Source organism: Pseudoalteromonas tunicata (assembly GCF_002310815.1).
GTDB lineage: Bacteria > Pseudomonadota > Gammaproteobacteria > Enterobacterales > Alteromonadaceae > Pseudoalteromonas > Pseudoalteromonas tunicata.
In genome coordinates this window covers 500,734-525,188 of record NZ_CP011033.1, presented here as the reverse complement: position 1 = coordinate 525,188, position 24,455 = coordinate 500,734, and the positions used below count along the sequence as shown (strand labels likewise).

Sequence of the window (24,455 nt, the reverse complement as noted above, 5' to 3'; positions counted from 1 at the left end):
ATTAACTCTGGAATATGACTACTTATACGTAATCCAGTGCCTGCTAGTAATTGCTTACTTGGCCAGATAGTTAAAGCAATATCTTCATTAATTTCGTTATCTTCAATTACATTAATGAAACTACGTGCAATATAATCATCACTCGTTAACTCAAGTAAGACGACTACATTTTCATCAACATGTGGCAATTCAATACTGTATTTAAATCGACTACTCTGATCTGAACTACGGATAATATCAACAGGCTGAGGGTTACTAACATCACTTGGATCTGCTCCGATATACATAGCTAAAGAAGCCTTATCAATATGACGCATTAATACCTCTAATTCGATTTGCTGACCTTCTCGAAATTGTTCGCCATTAGAAGGAGATAAAATCGCTAATTCAGGCTCGCCTTGTGAAGGATCAAAACTGGTAATCGTAATTTTTTGTGAATAACCGATATTACCATTTGGATCATTTGCTCTTGCTTGTAAGGTGACTGTTTGAGCAGCATCAGGAGTAAACCTATAGGTATTAGGTATCACAACTTCTTGATAAGGTGCGCCATCAATTGACACTTCAACATGCTCTATTCCATATTTATCAAATGATTGGATTACGACCTCTGCCTGCTCGCCTAAAGGTAATTTATCACCATCTTTAGGTGTCACAATCTCCACTGTCGGAGCTGTAGCATCTTTATAAAGCGCATAAGAACGCGTAACTTCTTTCACTCCCTGATAGCCATAATAAATCCGTGCAACGACAGTAATATCATTTGATGGGGCAATAGCTTTTAAGCTTGGATTTTGATAATTGAGAGTAACCCACCCCTCTTTTGCTGTCTGATCATATTGGCTTCGATACCATTTATTATTCACATTCAAATCAACTGAAGTGACTAAATCAAAATCACCCATGATTGATAAACTAATTATGGCAGCACTTATTTCTTCAACTTTATCAGGTGTCGTTACTAAGTCTGATACATCAATTGTCGGCTCAACAATAGCAGCGTGCACCGTTTTGAAACTACGGTTGCTCTGCGAGTCACTTACTGTAACTTTCAGTGCTAATTGATTGAACTTTTGATCGATAGGCACCTGAACAAACGAGACTAGCCCCTCTTTCTTGAGCGCTAAATAATCGGAAAAGTTAACACCATCATAGCTAATCTGTACTTCATAGTTGAGCTGAGTAGATAAATTATCTATCGCAGTTATATCAAATCGGTATTGACGTCCTCGAGTCAGATTCATAGCCAGATTAACTTCCTGGCTATCAATGTGGCGAACTACTGATATCTCTTGTGGAGCAAGAGAATCATGTGTTTCTAAAGTCTGAGAGTAAACCCCAGGTTCTGAACCTGTTCCCACTGCAAGGTTATTATCTGTATCTCGGATATTGGTTAATTCAATGAAATAGCGGCTATTATCTTGTAACTGATTAGATGGTTTTAACTTAAGTTCTAGTTCTCTACCAATAATATTAAGGTCAAATTGGTTCGTTACATCAACAGATTTTAGAGTTCTATAATCATGGTTTTCACGTATAACTTTTACTTTCGGAACTGCCAGTTCATCATCTAATATTAAAGTTAAAGCGTTTGCATAACTTAATTGCGTCTGTGAAATGAGTTTTGGAGCCGTATCATCTATGGCTTCAAGTTGGATCGGCGCTGTATAACTCTCTTTGGTACTCGGTTTAACAATAACCAATTCATAAAGCACATCAGGATAAACAGAAGGCGAAATGAATGAGAATCCTTGCCCTAGTTGTAAATAATCGACTCTCGTCGATAAAGATGGGGCTTCGGCTAAACTAGGGGCAACTAAGTATACCTGCAGATCACCGGATAAGCCTTTACCTTGAACCTGTACTTTATTACCACCGCTATCAGATAACTTAGAGTTTCCTCTAATGTTATCTGTCGTTAAATGTGTCACTGAAATTGCATCTGAGACATTAATTGCAGCTAATAAAGTATCTGTATGCTGATTATGCCCAATTGTAACACTTAAAGGGCCCGCATTAGCAAAAATGGTCGAAAAATAAACTTCGGTTCCATGTTCATTAACTGTAAATTGAGAAGGATCTAACGATAAATCACCGATTTGAATAGATGTGATTGCATCTAAGTATTCACCAAACATAGTGAAATCTGTCGGTCTTGTTGTAATCGTGGTATTTGGGTAAATAAAATCTAATTTTGCCGGCTGAATATCAAAAATAGGATGAGTTACAAAGTAATATGGCAAATCAAAGTTAACATAACCACCATCTATACTCTGCTCAGGAAAAGCATGAAGTCTAGCTATGAGTTTATCTCCGAAGACAAAACCAGGACTATACGGCGTAAATGTAAGGCGATTATCGAATACTTCACTGTACCCAGCTACTGAGTTACCACCTTGCTTTAATGATAATGATGCCTTTTGCCATGCTGCTTCATCCATTACTAAATCAAAGTAAATGCTTTGTTGGCTAGCTGTAATAACAGAAGTAGGCGAGCCAGTAATATTAAGTAGGGGTACCGCGGTACAACTTAACGTATTTAGCTGATTCAAAGCACAGAGATTTTCTTCGGAAAACATTAATTGTGTTACTTTGTTATCAAAAATGACCTTAGAAAGAGTATTTAGTACCAGCTCTTGCCCAACTAAATCCACATCGGATAAAACAACTTTATCACCATTAAACCAAGTACTTAACTCACCATTTAATTGCACTAAGTTATCTGAACCAACACTCGTGGTTTGCGCAATTTCTAATAAGTTATTTTGATAGATGTCGGCCATATCAACTAAGCTAAGCTGACTCGATGACTTGATATACAAACGATTATTATTTGCCTCCAAATCTGTAAACCCTGTGCGATCTAATTGCAAAGGTTCGCCAACAATTTGAAGTGTCTTTTGAGAATAAAGAGTTAGCGTTTGGCCATTAGTAAGAACGACTAACCGATCTGCATAAGCAATCGCATCTTGTACGTCAACACCTAATTTAATAGCATTTTGACCGCGCACAGAGGCTAACAAATATCCAGTATCAGATTCAATAATAATAGTTTTTTCAGCTAAAGTAATCGAGCGAATATCAAGAGTAGTTTCTAAATTTATACGGTTGACTTCAGTAAATATATTATGATTATTAGCTTGGTATGTAACTAAACTATTATCTTGATTAAGAATAATAATATATTGCTGTTTGATAGCAACGGCTTTAACTGCTTGTATAAGTTCGACCTCAGAGATAGGCGTTAACTTCGCATCCTTGAGCGCAGCAATTTGCAAACGTTTGTTTCGATTACTAACAGTCACTAAATGATGGTTATCCAAAGCGAAATGATCAATATTACTCAAAACATCTTTCGCTATCAGCACAATTGATAACTCGGTATTACGAGTTTGAGCGTCAATATTATCCGAATTTGTAATATCAATCGTGAGTTGTCCTAAGGTGTTTTGAGGTAAATCAAATGTCACCAAAGTACGATTAATGAAGGTTACATTTTGAGCTGGTTGGTCGTTTATTAATATTATTGACTCTTGACTAAGCCCTTGCCCTTCAATCGCAAGTCTTACGGCTGTATTAAAACCAAATTCTACCGTCTGTGTATCCACAGATTGCGTGCTGGCATTAAAAGCACCTATTTTCTCGATTGTCGGATCCGTAATATAAGTGAATGCGCCATCTTGATAGCTTCGTTGATTTCCTTGCTGAGCTGTCAAACCAACCAAACGATTTTGTAATGGCATTTGATTTAAACCAGGGGCAATCACCACCACTTTGTTTTGGCTGTAAAATTGAGTCTTATCAGGTGAAATTAGTGTATCACCTAATAAGAATTCAGTATCTACATTGAAATTATCACCAAATATCACTATCTCTTGACCACCTTGCCATGTTCCAAATCGAGGTGAAATACTTTCAATTTTGGGCTGTTCATACTCAGAGGTTACAAACAAGAAGCGATAATCTGCTCCTAATGCAATTTGACCAATATCAATTAAACTACCATCAATTGTAACTTCATAGCGCTTATTAATAATGAAATTTTGATCCGGTACAAAGCTTACTAATGAGCCTAGATTTGTTGTATCCAAATGCCATATACCTGACACTGGTACTCTATCCAAAGTAATTCTAAATAATTGCTGCGCAAAATCATTAAAGGCTTGATGATCAATAATATGATTGAACTGGAGCCTAATTACCTCGTCAGGACCCAGTATTTGTCCAGTCTCTGGATAATGTGACAGAAGTGCAAAGTCTTGTTTAGCGAAACTATATACTCCTCCGCCAATCCGAGAAAAGGTTGAGTTTAGAGGCACTGGGCTCTCTATTGCTTGACCGGAATGATCCCTTAAGTAAGCTGCAGAAGCAAACAACACATCACCAGAGTATGCGATATCTGTCACAGAGCCCATCACTGCGTAGTAATTATCCAACTCGATGTTTGTATTAAATTGACCGGCAAACCATGGGGCAATATTAAATTGCTGAACATCTCCATGACCTGCCGCAACACTTAACAACGAACCTTTGAGTAAGAGTTTATCTGCTGAAATATCACCATTGCGGATAAGGTAAGCTAAATTCAAATTGACAATACTTTCACCTGATTGCTGGTCAACTAATTCAACTGTGGCATTTTTACCGGTTGCCACCAATACAAACTCATCAAGCACCACTATATCTGAAATTGGCAAGCGTCGATTACTCTTATCAACCAAACTAATTTCTCTAACTACTTGGTACATCCCTGAAGATAATTCAATCTCGACTAGTTTCCGACTAGAAGACACAACTACCCATAAACGATCATGCTGAATTTTTAGCCCTGAAGCGACTCCTTTAAGTTGACTACTAGAAACGAAGTTAAGTTCTTCAAGTAATTGCTGTTCATTAATAGTGTAGATAGAAATACCAGCTTGAGTCGCAATGTAGATCAGCTTATCACTCGTTACGATTGCCGTTGCTTTGCCTCGTAATTGAGTTTTATTAATAAACTGTGGTGTAGCTGGCTGTATTCTATTGAATAAATAAACTTCATCAGCACCCACACCTAATAAGAACTGCTTTATAACTGCTAAGGCTTTAAACCCATCAGGTTTTATGGTTGTGCTAAAATGATATGGTTGTTCATCGTTGCCAACACGTTTATTTATAGTCGATAGCATCACTGGATCAGAACTATCAATTAAGGTTAATTGGGCTTGATTAGAAATTAATTTTGTCTGCTTTTTTCCATCCAAGTCATAAGGCTGATATTCCCCACCGGTTAAGGCTAAAACAATGTTGTCGTTAACATGAATTGCTTTTATAGGATTGTTTTGATCTTGATCTACATCTAATTTAGCTGTTTCTTTGGCTGCATAAAAATAAGATACAGGAGAAACACTTTCACTGCCTTTCATATTAGCGTTTGTTGCTCTAACCGCAGCAAAACCAAAATCATTACTTGGTACTCGAACTTGTGCTTCGTTAGCTGAAATAACCTTAGTCTGATTTACTGGTTTACCGGCAATATCAAACTGTGTATTAGCATTAAAACCAAAGCCTCTTAGAGTAATAAAGTTCCCTCCTTCCGGTGGACCCGAAGCAGGATAAATATCCTGAAGCAATAACTTCGGTAGCACAATAGCACCACCAAGTAAGCTAGCTTGTCGATCAACAACTGCTACTGTTATTGTAAGTGGTATCAATTGACCAGTTAGGTATAGCTTTGGTACTTTTATATCAATAGCTGTGTTTGTCACACTAATAAGCGAATCATTATCTAGTAGTTGATTACCAAACCAAACCGCTAATAAATCCTTATCTTGTCCAAAACCATTACCAGTTAATCGAGCAAACTCTGTCCCATCAGCATAGAAATAATGACTACCTAGCTCGCCTGATACAGAAACTCGTTGAACAGCATCTATCGAAACTGCCATCTGATTATGGTAAATAAAATTATAATCAGCCTGAGTAGCTAAGATTTCGCCATTGATATTTTGCAAATTTGCTAAGATACTTAAAGTTAAATCAGTATTATTAGCTAAACCTAAATCAGCGATAGGGATATTAATCACCCCACCAGAAATAGTATTAATGGCTTGAAATTCGGCTAAGTCGATTTGATTACCATCAGCATAAAGTTGGATCACCTTCATTAAATGATCTGTTTGGGTATTAATTAGGTTGTTAAGCTTTATGGTGATAATGTCACCCGGTCCAGCATATTTCCCACTAGTTGATAAAACTTCAGACACACTGAGCCCAATAGGTAAAATTTGCTCTAAACCTTGTTCGGTTGATTGATATTGACTACCTGAGTTTTCAAGTAAAACGGTATCTGAAGTTAACGACTCTTTATGAACAACTTGATATTCACCATCAGCTTGTTTTTCTAGCATAATTAAATTGTTATCTACCGACATCATAATACTGTCAGATGTGACAAACATACTGACTGTTCCACCGAGATAATCCATTAATGCTAGTTTATTTATAGTGTAACTTAACGAGTCACCCAATTTATCAAATTGGACCAAATACAAACCGTCTTGCTTTTGCAATAAAACAATTAAATTATTACCTTGCCAAGAAAGCTGCAGAGGCTTACCAAGTAAATCGCCTTGGCTAAGTGGGATAGTGTTAAAACCTAATGGAGGGGCAAAATCTTGGTTTTTTAAATTAACAAAACGTATATATCCATCATTTAAGTCACTGGCTGCAGCAATCGCCAACACACTTGTTTGATGTTTAAGAGCAACATCGTTAGCACTGTAACCACCTAAAGCTAACTCCTTTAAAATCAATGGCTGAGTTTGATCACGGACATCAACAATCACCACACCTTGCTTAGCAGCTGCCGCAATCAATAAATTATCCTTTTGAACTAATCCCCTAACTTTGTCATGCAAAGGGAGCTGACTAACTCGTCTGGGAGTTAAAGGCAAGCGCATATCATATATCTCAAGACCAAATGGCATTAAATAAGGATTGCCTGCTGTTGGCTCCGCACCTTGTGCGATACCAACAAACAATGCGTCGTCTGCTGTTAACATGGCGCCAATAGTCATTGGTGGGTAATTCGGTAAATCAATAGAAGTACCACGAGCAAGTTGATAATTAAATTGTCCTAATAAGATTTCTTCACCATCACTCAGAAGAACAACTTGATATTGGTCTGGTGCTACAACTTTAGGGATCCTAAAACGTAGCTTTTGACTCGTTATGACGTCTTCTTCTAAATTAAGGATATAATTACCTTGGTCAACTTTCTCTGTGAATAGCTCTCTACCTAAACTATCACGTAATAAAATTTTGTCCCCGGGTAAGAATACTTCACTATTTGATTGAACAGTTAACAAATAGCGTCCTTCAACAGGCCCAGACGCTAAGCTAAAATCAAAACTGGTTTCACTATTTATCTCATCTCCTAATACCAATGCGCCAAACAAAGTATCGGAGAATCCACCGTCAACAACCCTAACGGCATATTGACCTGGTTTAGCATCATAGAAACTCAACCCAGATAGGTCGACGATTAAGTGACCATTTTCATAACTTGACTCTAATTGATATTGGCCAATTGAAACTTGAGATTCATTAGTAAACCCTTGCCCAAATATCGAGATCTCCTGTAACTCGCCTAACCTTAATATTGAATCCGATGTTGACTCAATGTTAATTCTTTCTTGAGGTAACAGAGTAAATGTTTGGGCAAAAGGTGCAAATAATTCACCACCTCTAATATCATTAGCCTGAGTGATTTTGATTCTGTAGCGTGTATTAGCCAAAATATTTGCTATCACATTGAATTGCTTGCTCGCTCCAGCCTCTTCATTGACTGCATGTAATGTGGCATCGATTCGCTCTTGGCTATTGAGTACTTCGATCTCTAAAGAGATAGATTTTGTCGCTACAGCTTCATTAAACTCAACCTGAAGAATCTCTCCACTAGCTAAAAAACCATTTTTATCAATATTGGTTAGAGAAACTAGCGGACCCGGTAACGAATAAGCATGAACTCCAGCTTTACCTTGAGCACTGATAATGCTGCTATTAATCAATGCAGTATCATAAATCGTTGCGTCTGTTCCAGCAGACAATAAACGAGGCGCTTCAATATTTTCAATATCGTAAATCAATACCCCGCCATCTTGCTGAGCAACAAACAACGTTGAGCCATGAATTGTCAATTTGAAAGCAGCACCCACTGAACTTTGTATGTGCTCGTCTATCTTAATATGATGCAGTACTTGAGTAAGTTGTTTATCAACAACGATCACCCCTTCATTACCCAACGCAACTAACAGAACCTGTTGATATGGGACAATATCGAGTACATTCCCAGATACGCTCAATTGCTTAATACGATGTGGAGAATTCAAGTTTATTGCTTGTAATACAGAGCGATCTAAGTGTGTCGATGCAGGACTTAATGTTTGTGTATCATAAAGAGGACAATCTTCACCGGGTTGCCAGATTTTAGAACCTATTTCACCGCCAATATATATCCAACCATCTTGCTCTAGATACAAGCGGTAATCGGCTTCAATTAAATGGGTTTGTGACATGAACACAGGGTCACTAGGGTCTAAATAATTGATACTTCCAAGTATTCTTTGATCAGTTTCCCCACCAACAAACTCACATTCTAAAGGTGGTTTTACGCCATCAGGCAATCTATTTGTTATAGTGCTAGTAAAAATACTAAAATCTTGAGCTGCAACTGCTACAGCAAGTGTACCTACACCTTTATTTTCTAATGACTCTTTATGCAATACTGGAATATTAGCAATATCATCAAGACTACTTAAAATAATGCCCATTGACCCTGCCGCGGATGCTGTTTGCTCGTTTGAATGCGGGGATTGTTTGAGTGGTAAGCGATAAGGTGTAACAGAATGATTATCTAAAGTAAAACTCTGTTTCTTAGGTTGATGATAACGAATAAACGCAGCCTCTTTTGGCGATAACTCAATCGGAAGACCTAATATTTCAGCATTGAATCGCTTACTTTCTATTGCTTTGTAAGTAATATATTCGTCAATCTCATATAATCCAAAAGAATCCTGAGGTAATACAGTACTCCCGCCTGCAATCATCAATTGATTAGGGGAATTTGCATCTACAGAGATATTCAATAATGGAGCTGGTAAAGAAATACCGGATACACTTGCTTTTGGTGTCAACGAATTAAAATAACCCGTTGCTGAAATAACCATGTTTTGTTCTAGTAATGATAGCAAACTATAGCTTTGGACACCCTGAGCTGAAATTTCACTCTCTTGGGTTAAACCGTAACCTAACCAAACATTGGTCGATTTTCCAACTTTGTTGTTACGATCGAATAATGTAAGACTGTGGCGACCTGACAAATTATGTGGTGCTAAGAATTTAAGTTCCTTGCTCGATAAAACAAGTACTTGTGATGCAAACGTGTTACCAACTTTGATACGAGTTCCATCACTGATACTCGAACCAGGTTCAAATCCTTGTCCGTAAAGAGTAATCCACTCCCCACCTTTAACATCCGTCCAACGTGGCACAAGATTAACAGCGGTTAGTACTTGATCAACTGCAATTGCTCCTTTTAAGTGAGCACTTGTACTGAAGCCTTGTTGTTTAACTTCAAGGCTTAAATCGTAAAGACCAGCTTCTGTAAACTGAGGAGTTGTGAAAGCTAAAATTGAAACATTTTCGTTAGTCTGGTCTTCTTCGATACTCACAGCTGGGACTTGAACTCCCCCAATAGTAAGAAACAATTCAGTATTATCGGTAATCTTGCCCAAAACAGTTAGTTTATGATGTTTCCTTTCACCAATAATTACGCGGCGAGGTGCCAAGTCTAACAACTGATATTGTTCAATTAATCCCAATAAATAAGTGAATGAATACTGTTCGCCACTTTTTTTGACTGCCAGAGTAATTGTATTTCCATTGTTAGTTGGTTTTACACTTCGCATTCCGGAGGCAATTTTAACATTTAGCGTATCATTAAAATCAAGTTGAGACAGGTCAGGTAAAATCAAAATATCATTATTTACGATTGAGATATCACTACTAATTCGACCTCCAAACTGGTCCTCCACACGAATCAAATCTAAGTTTGGCGCATAGTGGTCAATAGCTTTATTAAACCGGATCTGTACTTTTTTGCTATTAAGTGTATTTAAATAATTCGGTGAAGGATTAACACCTATAACTCTTAAATCGTTATCTATATATCGGTTAATAACATATTGTGGCTTAGTGGTTAAAAGTGAATTTGCGACTGTAATCATAGAATAAGGCGTATCAACAAGGTTGTGAACTGCAAAACGACTTGTAATAAACCCTGTATCTTGGGTAACTTTATTTGGATCCGTGATATCTAAAACAACTACACCTAGCTCACCTAAAGCTAAAAAAAGCTGATGGCCTTTAACTGCTATATCAAAAACATTACCAAAGTCAGTTAACCTTGTTATCACCCTTGGTTTTGTTGGATCGGTAAGATCAACGATTGCAGCACCTAATGCCCCCATAGCCAAATAAACATAATTACCTTGCGTAGCTACTTTAGCTGCAGGTAAATTAACTTGGCTTATGGTTGATAAGCCACTAAATGCATTATTTTGAACAACATATGTATGCCCTCGGCCAATATCATTAGTCTTTAATGTATTTTTGGTAAAATCAAATTCACCGGAAGTTACAACAAAATAACTATTGCCGTTGGTATGATTTAGACTAGCAACATCAAGAACATCATACGGAGTTGAAACCACATCATTAATATAGAGTTTAGTATGTAAATAACTGTCAGCTAGGGCAAAGCCATATTGCCCTGCAGCTAAAGCGACTTGATTATTATTCGCTAAAATTCCTTTTACAAAGTTACTCTCTATCGGCATTGATTTTACTAACTGAGCCTGTGAAATATTTTGACCATTGATAGCATAAACAAATACGTTCGCTGAATTATCTAACAGTTCACCATTTGAGGTCATTTTGGCTGCACTGACAAAAAGACGATCATTATTACGTTCAAAAAAGCCAGTTACGCCAAAAGCATAGTAACCTTCGGGTAATTTATATTGGGCTACCAAACTCTTCTCATTTTTCTCTGCAAGGCTTAAATCCTGAATTAAAACCCCCTTAATACCCGCAGCTAAAAATAAATAGTTTCCAGAAGGATCGACTTGACTGTCATAAATAAAACCTTGCCCTTGTACCTCAAATTGACTAGGTGTGCGGTATTCAAAGTGATTTACTAAATCAGCATAACGTCCATCTTGATAACTCATAGTGATAGTTGCATGGCCTAAACGACCTGCTGGAGAAACGAACTCTAGAGTATTAGAGTCAATAATTTTGATATGACTATTGGGAACTAAATTATCACCTATTTGTAAAAATAAATTTTCTGTTCCGACCTCAAATCCTGAACCAGTTAGGCGCAATGTATCACCACCATTGGCTGAGCCTACTTGTGGCATAATCGACTTTAGATTGAGCTCGCTGACAAAGTTAATAGCCGCCAACTGTGATACTGTCTGTTGTTCTGCTTTGACTGAAAGACTCGCCAACCCAGAAACACCACCTAATATTTCCAGTTGGTAAGTATTAGCCTGTTGATCAATGACTTTAGCTAGGCGATCAGCGACTTTGAATGTAGGGCTAGTAATAGCCCTATCCAACTTAACCCATGTTGTCCCACCTGTTGTGCTGATTGATCTTGGCTCAATACTCTCAATATTAAATGGCAAGGTTGGTTTTTCAAACGTAGTAAATTGGATTTGATAAGAAGGTAAACCAATTGCTCTATAACTGGCAGGATCACCTAGTAATCTCAACTCATATTGCTGATTAGGAAGCAATATAGTATGTGGTCGGATGATTAATTGAGTATCATTTTTCATATACTCAAAGTTAAAACTAGTAGGCTCACCTTGTTCTGAACCATCTGATTTTACAAGTTTAACGTACCGTTTGGTGAACTCATCCGCAGAGAGCCCATTAAATAATACTGAACGATTAAAAGTGACTTTTAGAAAATCATCAATATTTATGGATTGTTTTACTTTAGGGTAAGTTGCCACTACATCCAAGGTTTTTGTATCAACAATACTCAATTTACTCACTGCATCTGTTGTATTTTGTGCCACAACAAATGCAACCCCATGCTGACTGACTTCAATATCGGTTAATTGGCAAGTAAAATTACATAAATTAATCGCATCAACAAAGCGTACACCATGTGCCTTTTCTGTATTTAAAATACCTAACGTGGCTACATTATCTTTGTCTGCTTTTTCTCTTGGAGGATTATATAATTGATAACCTAAGGTTTCGGTTACTTTTTGTTTTAATAATTCTTGATAAGGCATTTGAATATTAAAGCCATTATTAACATAACGACTTTGCTTTTGCGCTGAGCCTTGACTTATTGCCCAACGAGTCAGCTGACTTTCATTATCGGCGACGTAAGTCGCAAGTGGAGAAACGGATAACTGTTCATCTAAAGAGTAATTAGCTATGACGGGTAAATCAGGCTTTGTTAAGTCTATTTGCTCAGTGACAGTACCACTATTGTTAACTTGATAATTAATCAATAATGAATCTTCTAACAAATCAACTTTATTAATTAGTTTATTTGAAGGCACTACTTTACTGATCACTGGGTTTAGAGGCTCTGCAATATCAATTAATACCAATTGATTTGAATTGACAAGAATAAGTAAATTATCTTTCACTAAACTGGTTAGTACTTGCCCCATATTTGGTAAACGAATACTGTTTTTGATTGTTCTATCTTGCTGAGCACTATCTTGATCGATATCAACTTCATCAAATACCAGTAAATAATTATCATCTTCATATGGATAATCTACATAAGGAAAGCTTGCTCCTTTAGCACTTACATACAGCTGGCCATTGTAGCGAATTAAATCAGTTGCAACTAAAGATTGCGGTAAATCATAGTAGCCTAAGCCATGCATAGGAGTTGCATCTTCTAGACGTGAGACATCAAACTTTACCACTGATAACCAGCTTGGAGCATAATAAGTATCGATATATTCTTTATCATCGATACGCTCAGGTGAGTTAACGCCTGAAGCATTAATCCCTCGGCCAAGTACATATACAATGCTTTGCTGATCATCAATGTTTATATCAGTAATCTTACCTGGTGGTAACCTTAAGGGATCAATTAAACGCGATCCACTTTGAGGATTATTGTATTTAGTAATTTCTTCCATGCTCAATGGATCACTCGTCATTATCTGACGGTTTTGAGCAAGTTCACCATAAAAAATTGCTTGAGGCAACGAGCTTACTCGGCCCTGTTTGTCTGTTAAAATAATATCAACAAAGCCTCTAAAATCCTCACCAAAGCTTGGGATAAGCACATTTAATTTTTGTGCACTATATAATCGAACAACATCGCCATCTACCTCAAAACGATGAGTTTCCCCAAAGCCATCATGACGCTTAAATTCAAGCTGAATATGAGGATTAAAGCCATGACCAATTAAATCAACTCGGTTCGATACCCCCAACTGACTAGATTTTACTATCGCAGGATTTGCATAAGATAATTTGAGTAAATCAACGTAAGTAAATGCACCTGGGTATGTTTGCTTAATAAATTTATCATTAATTAATGTAAGACCTGCAGGGCCTGCATAATTTGGCTGAGTAGTAATTTTAAACGAAGCTTGCTTTGTTCCCTCATCAATCATCCTAAATTCAGAAATTTGATGAGATTGACCAGCTAATTCGACAGTGGTTTTATCAGTGATACCCGAAGCTATAATGGTGACTTGTGTATTTCCCCTAATTGAACCAAATTGTGGTGACAGAGTTACTAATTGAGGAAGTTCTCCTTGGACGGTTAAACCAGTTGTAAAGGTAAACACATAATCATTTGTCATAGCGTACCCGGATACTGCAGGTAACGATTCTTTAATTTTAACAAAATAAGTCGTATTTTGTGCAAGAGATGAACCTTGTAACAACGAAAGCTCCACACCACTATAATCAGTGGCATCGTCTAATTGAATAAAACTTAAAACAAATTGATCTGTGACGTTTTCACCAATATCAGGATGACCTCGGGTTATCTCAATATATTGGGCTAAATCAGTCTGAGGTAATATTGCATTTGAGAACTTAATCTGACCGAGTAGGTTTTGTGTTCTAACAAAAGATTGTTGATTTTCTGGATAGTGAGACAATACAGCTAAAGTTGGAAAACTAACTTCTGCCAAACCTCGCTTACCCGCTGCTATGACGATTTTTCCATCAACTAAGTTAATGTCATTAGCCATAAAGTCATCCGTTTTAGTCGGTCTATGACTTAATATGGGTTGCGTAATATCAGGCAGATTATTTAAAAGCTTTGAAATATCAACTATTTCTACCACACCTTCAATAGGTGTATTTTCCTGATCAACTGAGAATGTACTAACATATGCTTTATCTCCAAATACTTTGACATTAAACGCACCTGCTGTTTGTAAATTAATTTGCTCTGCTGATATTAAATGAGAAGCCAATATTTGCGGATTTCGTGGGTCATTCACTGAGATTAAATGTAAAGCGCCAGAGCCATTCCAGCTACCAGAATCAGCTACATAAACGGTCGAACCTTTAATATCTAGACCAACAGCAACACCTGCTGTATCTAACTTAGCAATAATCGGTAAGTCAGGTTTACTTAGATCTGCGATTACTAAACCTTGGACTCCCGCTGCAATAATTGCATACTGTTGATAAACAACAACATCACTGACAAATCCTTCTGGCTTTATATAACCTACATGATAGGGATTTTCGATATCAACAATATTGATTACTTGCACTCCACCAAAACCATTTGCAACCAGCGCTAAGCTGCCACTTTGAGTTACTCTGTAAGTTTCTTTAAATGGCAACGAAATTGATCCACTTAACAAATAAGGGACACCGAATTGACTATCTTGATTGGCTTTTGTAAACAGGAGTAACTCTCCATCTTCTGATGAATAGTCAGTTGGTAAATTCTGTGGGTTTCTCTGATCTTTTAATGCATAAACAAAATCTGTTTCATACTTACAGCCAAGGCATTCAATACCAGTTTTAGTTGCTAATATTAGTCCATCAGCAGCATATAAATCAGAAATCACACCATCAAATAATTCAATATTTTCATTAATCAATGGAGAATATATTGCGCGTTCACCATTAACAGTAGGTGTTTGATAATCAATATAGTCAGTTAAAAATAGACCTGTTTTAGGATAGTATTCTTCATTTTTATCATTTACTGATAAGAGATTATAACTTTGATATAATGATTGGACAGTTTGCAACGAATGTGTAGACCATGCAGATACTGAACTTTGTTTAACATGCTGAGTTTCATAGCGCGCAAGTGCATTATAAAAAATAGTTTTACCCAAAGATATATCATCTTCATTAGCAGCCAGATAACTTCGACTCTGGATAGGGTAAGCAACTTGGTGTGTACTTTGCTCTGTTACCGTATGATTTGGACTCTCTATATTTGTAATTAAACGAACGCGTTCTTGTGTAAATTGTTGATCAGTTAAAATATTGCCATCACTAAATTCTGTCCAATAGACATACTGATTATGAGAAGGTTCACTAACCCTATAACCCATATTACCTAACGTTAAATCATCACGAATTAATTCTCGCGTAATTCGAGCTAACTCCAGCCAATTTCCAACCTCATCTCGATACTCTCGTATCCAAGTTTGTAACACTTTACGCTGACTCGCGCTCCCTAAATCTTTAAACTCCACTCGAGAGATCAGGGGCTTTTCACCCGACAGTATTTGCCCATCAATTGGGAAAATCGATAATAATTGAGGTTCAACAGTATCTGTGAGAATTCCAACCTGTATTGGCTGCGATAGTCCTTGTTGATTTAATTTATCATAGGCGATCGCTTGAATAACCAGACCTTCTGCATCTAAAGGCGGAAAAATAGTCCCTTTAAAGATGTTAGAGTTTTCCTCTGAAGTACGAATAATGGCCGATGGTTTGTCATTGACCAATATAACTACTCGATCGATACCTTCAATACCTAAATCATCTTTTGCGCGAACAAACACTTCTATTGCTTCGCCAGATATCGCAAAGCTCTGTTGCTGACTAGGCTGAATAATTTCTGCTGTTGGAGCCTTATCTGCGACCACTATAAAACTATAAGCTTGTGACATTGAAGAAGAAATACCATGCGTATCTGTTGCCGTTGCACGGAAATAAATAATATCTCCAACTGAGAGATCTTCACTGCTCTGTTCAAAATGAAATGGCGCCAGTTCATCATGACCTACGAGGCTAAAATCTGAGTCTTCTGAACTATTTATTGAACGATAAAGTGTTAATGAATCAATTCCGGTTTCCAAATCTTGGGCTAACACATTCACAATATAGTTGCGCCCAACAGTTAACTCAGTTTTGTTTGGAAAAGCTAAGCCATTAATATCCAATAACCTCAAGTCATTGACTTGAGGTGCTGAATTAACTCGGAATTTAAGTGAATTACGCTGATTTGCAGTATTGCCTGCTCCATCTTTAGCCACAGCTTCAAAGACTAAATTCAACTCATCAGTTACCGTTGGGTCTATGCCTAATGAAACAAAATTTGGTAAATTAATAGTCCCACTATATGGGTTAACTGTACTATAGCTTTGGCCAACTAATTCATTAATTTCTAGGTTACCATTGTTATTTTTATCAAAATATAAACGGATATTGACACTTGAAACAGCAACATTATCGATTGCATCAACACTATAAAGCAATGAAGTACCTTCTGTTACAGTAGCTCCCATCAATGGGCGGGTTATGTTCACAACAGGAGTTGATACATCTTTTTCAACGACTAAATCAATCGGGGCTGAACTGACCGTTCGTGGGCCGTTTGATTTTTGCTCAACGACATTGGCAACTAATGACAATGGTTTACCTTGTTGGCCATAAGGTATTGTAAAAAGAAAATCATAAGGAGCTCTAACATCTGAAAGTGTTCGATCCCCACCAGTTAACCCCTTGATATTTAAGCTAACGCTTGCAATTCCAACATCATCTGCAGCGATTGCTTGGACTAGTAATGTCTGTCCTTCAATCACTTGACTATTTGTTAATGGTGTAGTTATTGAAACAACAGGCGCCTCATCTCCTTTAATAGCTAGAGTTAATTTTTCTTTAGCAGTATGACGATCAAGGTCATTAAACTTCACGCCATAAGTATCTATAGCTTCAACCTCAATCTCTACTTGATTATCTTGTATATTGTTTGTTAATTCAGGAGCTTCAAAAACAAAAGTGTATGGGCCTTGAACAAAGCGTCTTGTTTCTAATACATGTCCTTTATGTTTAACAATAGCTCGGACATGATCAATCGCAACGTCATCACTTGCATGAATATTAACTGCAACATTCGCTCCTTCTACAACTCTACTTCCTAATGTTGGTGCAACAATGTCAATTACAGGTCGTTGATCAATATTTATTTTAAAAGCGTTCTCTATGTTCTCCTCATTACCCACAGCATCAAAAGCACTAACCATGAACCATAAGTAAAACTCTGCATCCGTATGATTGTTTAACTCAGGAAATAATTCATAAAGCTGTGTATAAGTTGGTAGTGAGTAATCATGATGATAGATAGGAGTATCGATATTATTAGTCGTGACTGTATTTGCATCACGACTTGGGATCTCTGAAATAACTCTAATGGCGTTTCCATATTCTTTACTAAAAGTATCCGTTCCTAATTTAGCAGATAGTTTAGTAAACAACCTAAGCTCTGATACTTTCACATTATCGAATCCTACAAATTCAACATTTGCAATACTGCTCTCAACTAAGCCAAGTTGAATCTTCGGATTTAAAATCGCTACACTAGGTTTAATGTTATCTTTTACACCTACAATAACAACTTCATCACTTCCCAATGCATTATCTTCATCTTTAACTGAAGCATTGAGAACAATAGATTGATTATCTTTGACTAAAGATGTAGGTAAATTATAAATAAACTCGATAACTTGAAGGTTTTCAGAATCTTTATCAGCATATAGTTTTGCTAACTCTTCACCATATTGTGCTTCATAATCATTATAGATATGAGCTAGTTGTTCTAAATCATTTTCATTAGGTTTAATTGGCTTTGAACTCAAAGGCGCTAAAGCGGTTCCATTTGCAAAAAATGTTAACTTCTTAACATCTAAGGCTCTATCATCCGTCATAATGGTACGAACGACTAAGTTAAATGTCCCAGCTACAATTTGCTGTTGTTCCGCAGGAGAAACAATGCGCACCCCAGGTACTAAATTAGCTAAAGGGTGAACATAAAATTGGCGCTTGCTTTGTTGGCCTAAGTTATCTGTAACAACTACCTCGTAGAGTTGGGTATCGGCATGATTAAATAGCACTCTTGGATGTATTTGGGTATGAGTTGTCGGTAAATCTGCGCAACTAGTAACAAACTCTTTAGAGAACTCTACCACTCGGCCACCATCAGATAGGACTCGTTCAATTTTAACTTCAGTCAATTCAACATCGTCATTCAAGTCCATCTCAAAGGTATATTCTGCACCTTGTCTGACCCAAAATTCAGCATAATTTAGTCTAGTTTTTTTAGTGATTTCAACATGAGAAATAAATTTATTGTATTCAATGATTGGTGGTTCATTCTCTGCAATGGCATAGCTCTGAAATTTTGTATTTAAATTGCCCTGAGGATCAAATGCGTCAACCCGTAAATTAAGGTCTTGTTGCGCTGTAATTACAGTAGGTAATTTAGTTATGAGTTCAAAGCTTCTGCCAAAAATACCGTTGCCTTTTTGTGCAACAAGCTGATCATTAATATAAAAATCTACATGGGAAAAATGTTTACTATTATCATCTAAGCTTATTATCCAAGGAAATGTTTGACCTGCCTTCAAAATACTTAACTCAGTTGGAGCAGTCACCATCACATCAGGTGATTGAGTATCTGTAGCTAGCTCAATGCGGGTATTTTTTTGCCACGTCACTCTCTCAGCTTTAGGCGTGTTTCTGTCGGCGGCAAGCGTATAAATGTCCACTGCTTCTGTATTGTCTAAATAAGGAAATACTGCTAGTTGATCTAAAGAAGTATTAACTTTTTTAGTTTCATCTCCAGAAAGCTTTAGTAATGGGCTTGGGTTAAACCAAGCTGTTTTCCCATCAGGAAGATTTAATTTTATTACTGTATCAATCCTGTCGGGATGAAGCGTAATTATCTGAGTATTAGCGGGATATTCGTTTACTTGGCTAACTTTGCTTAAATTTAGTTGGAGTTGATTAAAATAGCTAAAATCACCGTTCTGGGACTCTATAGTCAATGCTAATTCAGTTTCATTTTGAGTGAACAATGATAAATCAATTTCTTCATCGGCTAAATACTGCTGGCTTAATGCAATATCCATACACGCATTTTGATTCATTGGTTTTAGGTTGATTTTTAAGTCATTGTCCGATAACGATGATAAAGTTAATTTACTAGTATTGTTTATTTTTTGCGGATATATCTTACTGTAACCATTTTGAAATACTAGCCAAGTCTTTCCATCAACTTTGATTGTTAATTCGTTTTGAGCTTGAGGAAAATCAAATTGATATTCAAACTCAAGGTTATTAGTATCTTCAGAAATTTGATAATTCAGTTCTTTATCAATTAGTAAATTAGAAGAGGTTAGTAATGTTGTCACTAATATTGGCGTCTGATCATCAGAGTAATCATCTTGTATTTGCGCACTAACAAATAAATGGTCGCCTTGTAACGGTACCTCAGGTGCGATCGTCGTTAAACTAAACTGTGCAGGTAAATCTGGTACAATCTTAAACTGATGATTAACTGTGGTTTCATTACCTGCAATATCTGTTGATTTAACGACTAACCGCATATCTTGTTGAGTGTTACTAATTAAAGGGTAATTCTCAAGATCGATTTCAATATTGCTTAAATCACTTAGTTTAAATTCTTCACGACCAATACCCTCTTTTTTAAATAAAGGTGTATGGACTTCATCATCTAGATAAATCTCTAAGGTATCAACAGTTCCAGAGTCTTTAACTAATACATCGAGTAATATCTGTTGGCGCTCAACAACTTCACCCACTGGAGATTGAACAAATATTTCAGGTCCAATTTGATCAGGCATTAGCGTGATATCAATACCTTCAGTTATGCTTTGGTTGCCTCCGCCATCGACTACTTTTAAATGATATCGAAATTTAACAGGCTCAATCTTCCATAAAGTAGCTGGGATCTCAACTTGACCAGTAATACTTGCTACAACTTGCTCTTTTACAATACTTGTTCCTATTGTAATAGGATTATCAATCTCAATTCGTTCAATCGTATCTTTTCGGATCAGGTTAAGCCAATCCAGTGGATATTCAGTCCCATCTTCTGAAACAAATATAGGATTAATAGTATCAATAAAAATGTCATCAGTTATTTTTGCTGAGGTTTCTAGATTTTGGGCTATGGTCAATGACTTTGGCTGATTAGGTATTAAAATATTAACTTGAGCTGGGTTCGTATCCTCTAATACACCGATTAAAATATCTTTTGCGGTGCTAGGACCTTTATCCCCATAGGCCATAATACGTAAGGTTAGTTCATTTTCAGCCACATTAGGCAACCTTAATACTTGGCTATATTCAGAAGAGGTCCTTTTTTTATTCAATACCTTAGATATAATCACACCTGTTGAGTTTATTAGTTCAACTCTTGCTGAGATTGCATTATTATCAGTGATAAATGCATTTACATTAAATTCTTCCCCTTCAAAAAAGCGACTGCCAGAAATAGGCTGAGAAATTACAATTTCCGGCTTAGGATTTTCAACCACAGCAAAAGTCCATGTTTTTTCGCTAATTTGGCCAAAATTATCAATTCCTCGCAACTTCAATTCTATGTTTGATGCACTGCTGATTTGTAAAAGGTATGTTTGTTTAATTGTTTTTGCTGGCTTATCTGTTAATTGAACTTGCTGACCGTCGACTGTTAACTCTAAAGATTTAATTAAAGAACGATCTGAACCACTGTAATTAATTGTATAAGATTGCCCGACGTATAACTGTTCACCGGCATCAATACCGGACAACTCTAATTGGGGACCTTGGTCATCTTTTTGTAAATCTAACTGCTGATTTACTATGTCAGATAATTGACCTTGAGTATCTTTAGCTGTGATTGAGACAGTTAATAACTGATTTTCATTGGATAGGTTTAATTCATTTAAATCGAGGTTGAATTGACCCTGAACTTTAGAACTTTGAGCTAAACCATCTGTTTTATTAAATGTGTACTCTTTTAATAATGCTCCTTGACTATCATTCAATTTAGCTTGTAATTGCGTAACAGCTACATCATCTTGTGCGTTGACAGTTAATGCTATTGTGTCAACAACTGTATATTTGCTTTGATTGGTTTGAAATGCAGTAACAACTGGTTTTTGGTCTTTGACAACGGCGACAGTGAGTGTGGAATCTGTTTGATTACCTGCATTATCAAATATTTGAGCTGCCACGAAATAAGGTTGTAGGTCAACATTAAGTGAGTCATCGAATAAAGGGATATCTACTAAAGCAGCAATTGAGAATGAATTACCTTCTCCAGGTAATTGCTGCAAAGCGAGTGATTGTTCTGTAACAATATCTTGCGGATTACCCGTTAAAACGTAACGCCCACCAACTTTTTTCAATCCACTGATTTTAAAACGCTTTACACCGACATTATCATAACCAGTGAGCTTTATCATGGTGCTTGTATTGCCAACCACTTTAGCCACACTTTGATCACCAAGAACACCATTCAGACGAGGAGATACAAATTGAACAACCGCACTTTGATTGTCAATACCAACGGTCACACCTACTTCTTGGCTTTTGGCTACCTGTCCTTTATTGTCATAGGCCAGTGCATACACAAAATAGTGTTGAGCAACATTATTTAACTGCGGTACGTCGTATACAACACTGTAAGGAGGCGTAGCGTCTGCGCCAATTTTTTTATTATTGATAAAAAACTCAACTTGAGTGACACCTTTGTCATCACTTGCGTTAGCAAGTAATTCAATTGGTAAACCTGCAACCCAGTAGCTTCCATTTACAGGGTTGGTTAAATTAATTGTGGGGGCTTGATCCTCTTTAACTGTAAGAAGAATTGTTTCAGATTTATTTTCTTCTCCATGGAAGTCTTTTACAACTGCATATAATTCAACACTTTCACCCAGCAATTCAGAGTCAACAGCAACTTCGTGAGTGACCAAAGTCGATTGAGATGTAATCGATAAATTATCAATATTTTCAAAATCTTTTATTTCTTTAAATCCAGCTGATTTATCTTGCAAATAGAAACTAACATCAGTACCTAAATTTAGTGTATCATCAGTGACTTGCACTCGCACTTTTACCGGCTCTCCAGCGATAATATCACTATTGTGACTCGGTAACTGAATAGCTAATTGTGGCTTTTTATTAGCCATAAAGCGGATTAGTTTTACCTCTGACTTTACAGTTTTCTCACCTCTAGATATTTCTGCATGAATAGGTGTAGCCTTTTGAGCTCTGACAGTACTTGGTGTTGAGTAGACAAATGGCCAAGTTTCATAAAAAAACTCTTTTTCTCCTTCAGGTGTATTCATTTTACGAACTTCAAAACGAGGAAAATCAACTGTTCCTATAGGATTGCCGTCAAAAAAATACGTCACTTTTTCAATCCCTGACGTCTTGTTGTAAGAAGTTTCAACCGGACCCAAAAAGTGGCTTATCGAATATGTTAGGGGCGTGCTTTCAACAACCTGCTGCTGACTCACTGGTTTTTCAAATTCATACCTTGGGATTGTTATAGCATCAAGATCAATAATTTGAAGTTGTTTAGTTACTAACTCAGAACGTTTTCCTGCACTATCGTAAGCTATGGCTGCAACCTTAACTACGTCAGTCGTGTAGTACTCTGATATATTGAGTTGCAACTCATAAGGTGGAGTAGTGACAATTGATGCGATCACATTATCAACTAAAAACTCAACTTTAATAATACCAACATCATCTGTAGGGATAGCGACTATTTTAGCCATTTTCCCTTTAATAACTTCTTTTGGAGTATCAAGTTCAACGCTAGGGGATGCATCAAGTGCCACAACAGGTATGACGCCACTAATTGATTCCACACCACTCACTTGTATTTTCAACTCAATCGGTGCTGACACATCGATTGATTGAGTAGCTAAAATAGCTCCATTCTCAACTTCTATTATGCCTGTTGCAATATCTGGAATAATAATGTCTATAGGAAATTGATCTGCTATCGTAATTTGACTACCGTCATCAAACTCAGCTATCACATTCGGTAAATTAAATGAAGTATTTAATGCATGTAATGTTAAATATTCGCTCACACCTTCAAGTTTTAAGCTACTGATAGTTCTCGTAAAATCTACTTTTACTTCAATTGAGATTTCAGCCTGTCCAGGATAAGAAGCGTAAATAAAACCATTACTTTGATTTGCGTCCTGAGCAACAAAAACAACACCTTCATTTGTAACTTTTATTTTATCTGGGTCTGAAGAGCGATAGCTTATACCATGACCACTTCCGGGCAATGGTGTATTACCTCTAAATTCAAAATTCACACTTGGTACTAAAGTCACAGATTGAATTGGGTCTGTTATCATTACTCGTTCAGGGTAGACTGACCAACCACTAATATTTTCTTCAAGGCTATCACCTGTTTTTTTAATAACATTGATAGCTGCTTGATTGCCAAATGCATCGACTACAAATGCATTAATTAGAACTAACCCATCAGAGTAAATTTGTTGTTGTGTTAGCTGTGAATTAACAGGGATAGTTAGTCTAAAAATTGATTGGTGATCATCTTTAGGATAAACACGGCGGTAACCATTGGTAGTAGCAAAGGCCTGCTTTAATGCTTGATCAACTACTCCACCTACTTGCCTCAAACCTGACGCTGTAACGCCATTTATATCAAAAGCGACAAATGAAATATCAGTATCATCGTCAGCACTTAGTTCAACAATTAAATACTGTCCTGTTTCATTATTTTCAATACTTAAATTGCTAAATGAAAGCGTTGGACTATTTTTTTCAATGCTAAATTGCTCTGAATAGCTTTGAGTTTGGCCATCTTTAAAAGATATCTTTATATTAGGTGAAAGAGAGCCATATACAGAAAACCCGTATTCGCAATCACTTTTGACTTCAGCTAAAACAAATTCACCTGATTGATCTTGGTATTCGACCTTGGAAATAGTGCCGCAATGATTTGTGCTGAATACAAAGCGATTCTCTGAGTTTTCCTTTAACTGGCTTGCAGCTCGAAGATTAAATTCAACTGCGTTGGATGATAGACTAAAAAAAACAATAAAGATTAAGAGAAAAGCTTGAATGTATCCATTAAGGAAGGGCAT

At 36.7% G+C, this 24,455-nt stretch carries 1 protein-coding gene (running past one end of the window); it reads right to left on the bottom strand.

Annotation, left to right across the window (positions count from 1 at the left end):
* Positions 1-24,455, bottom strand: the 5' portion of a protein-coding gene (locus PTUN_RS19820) for an Ig-like domain-containing protein (protein WP_040643465.1). It extends 13,486 nt beyond the left edge of the window; only the first 24,455 of its 37,941 coding nucleotides appear in the window; it begins with the start codon at positions 24,453-24,455; the stop codon falls past the left edge of the window.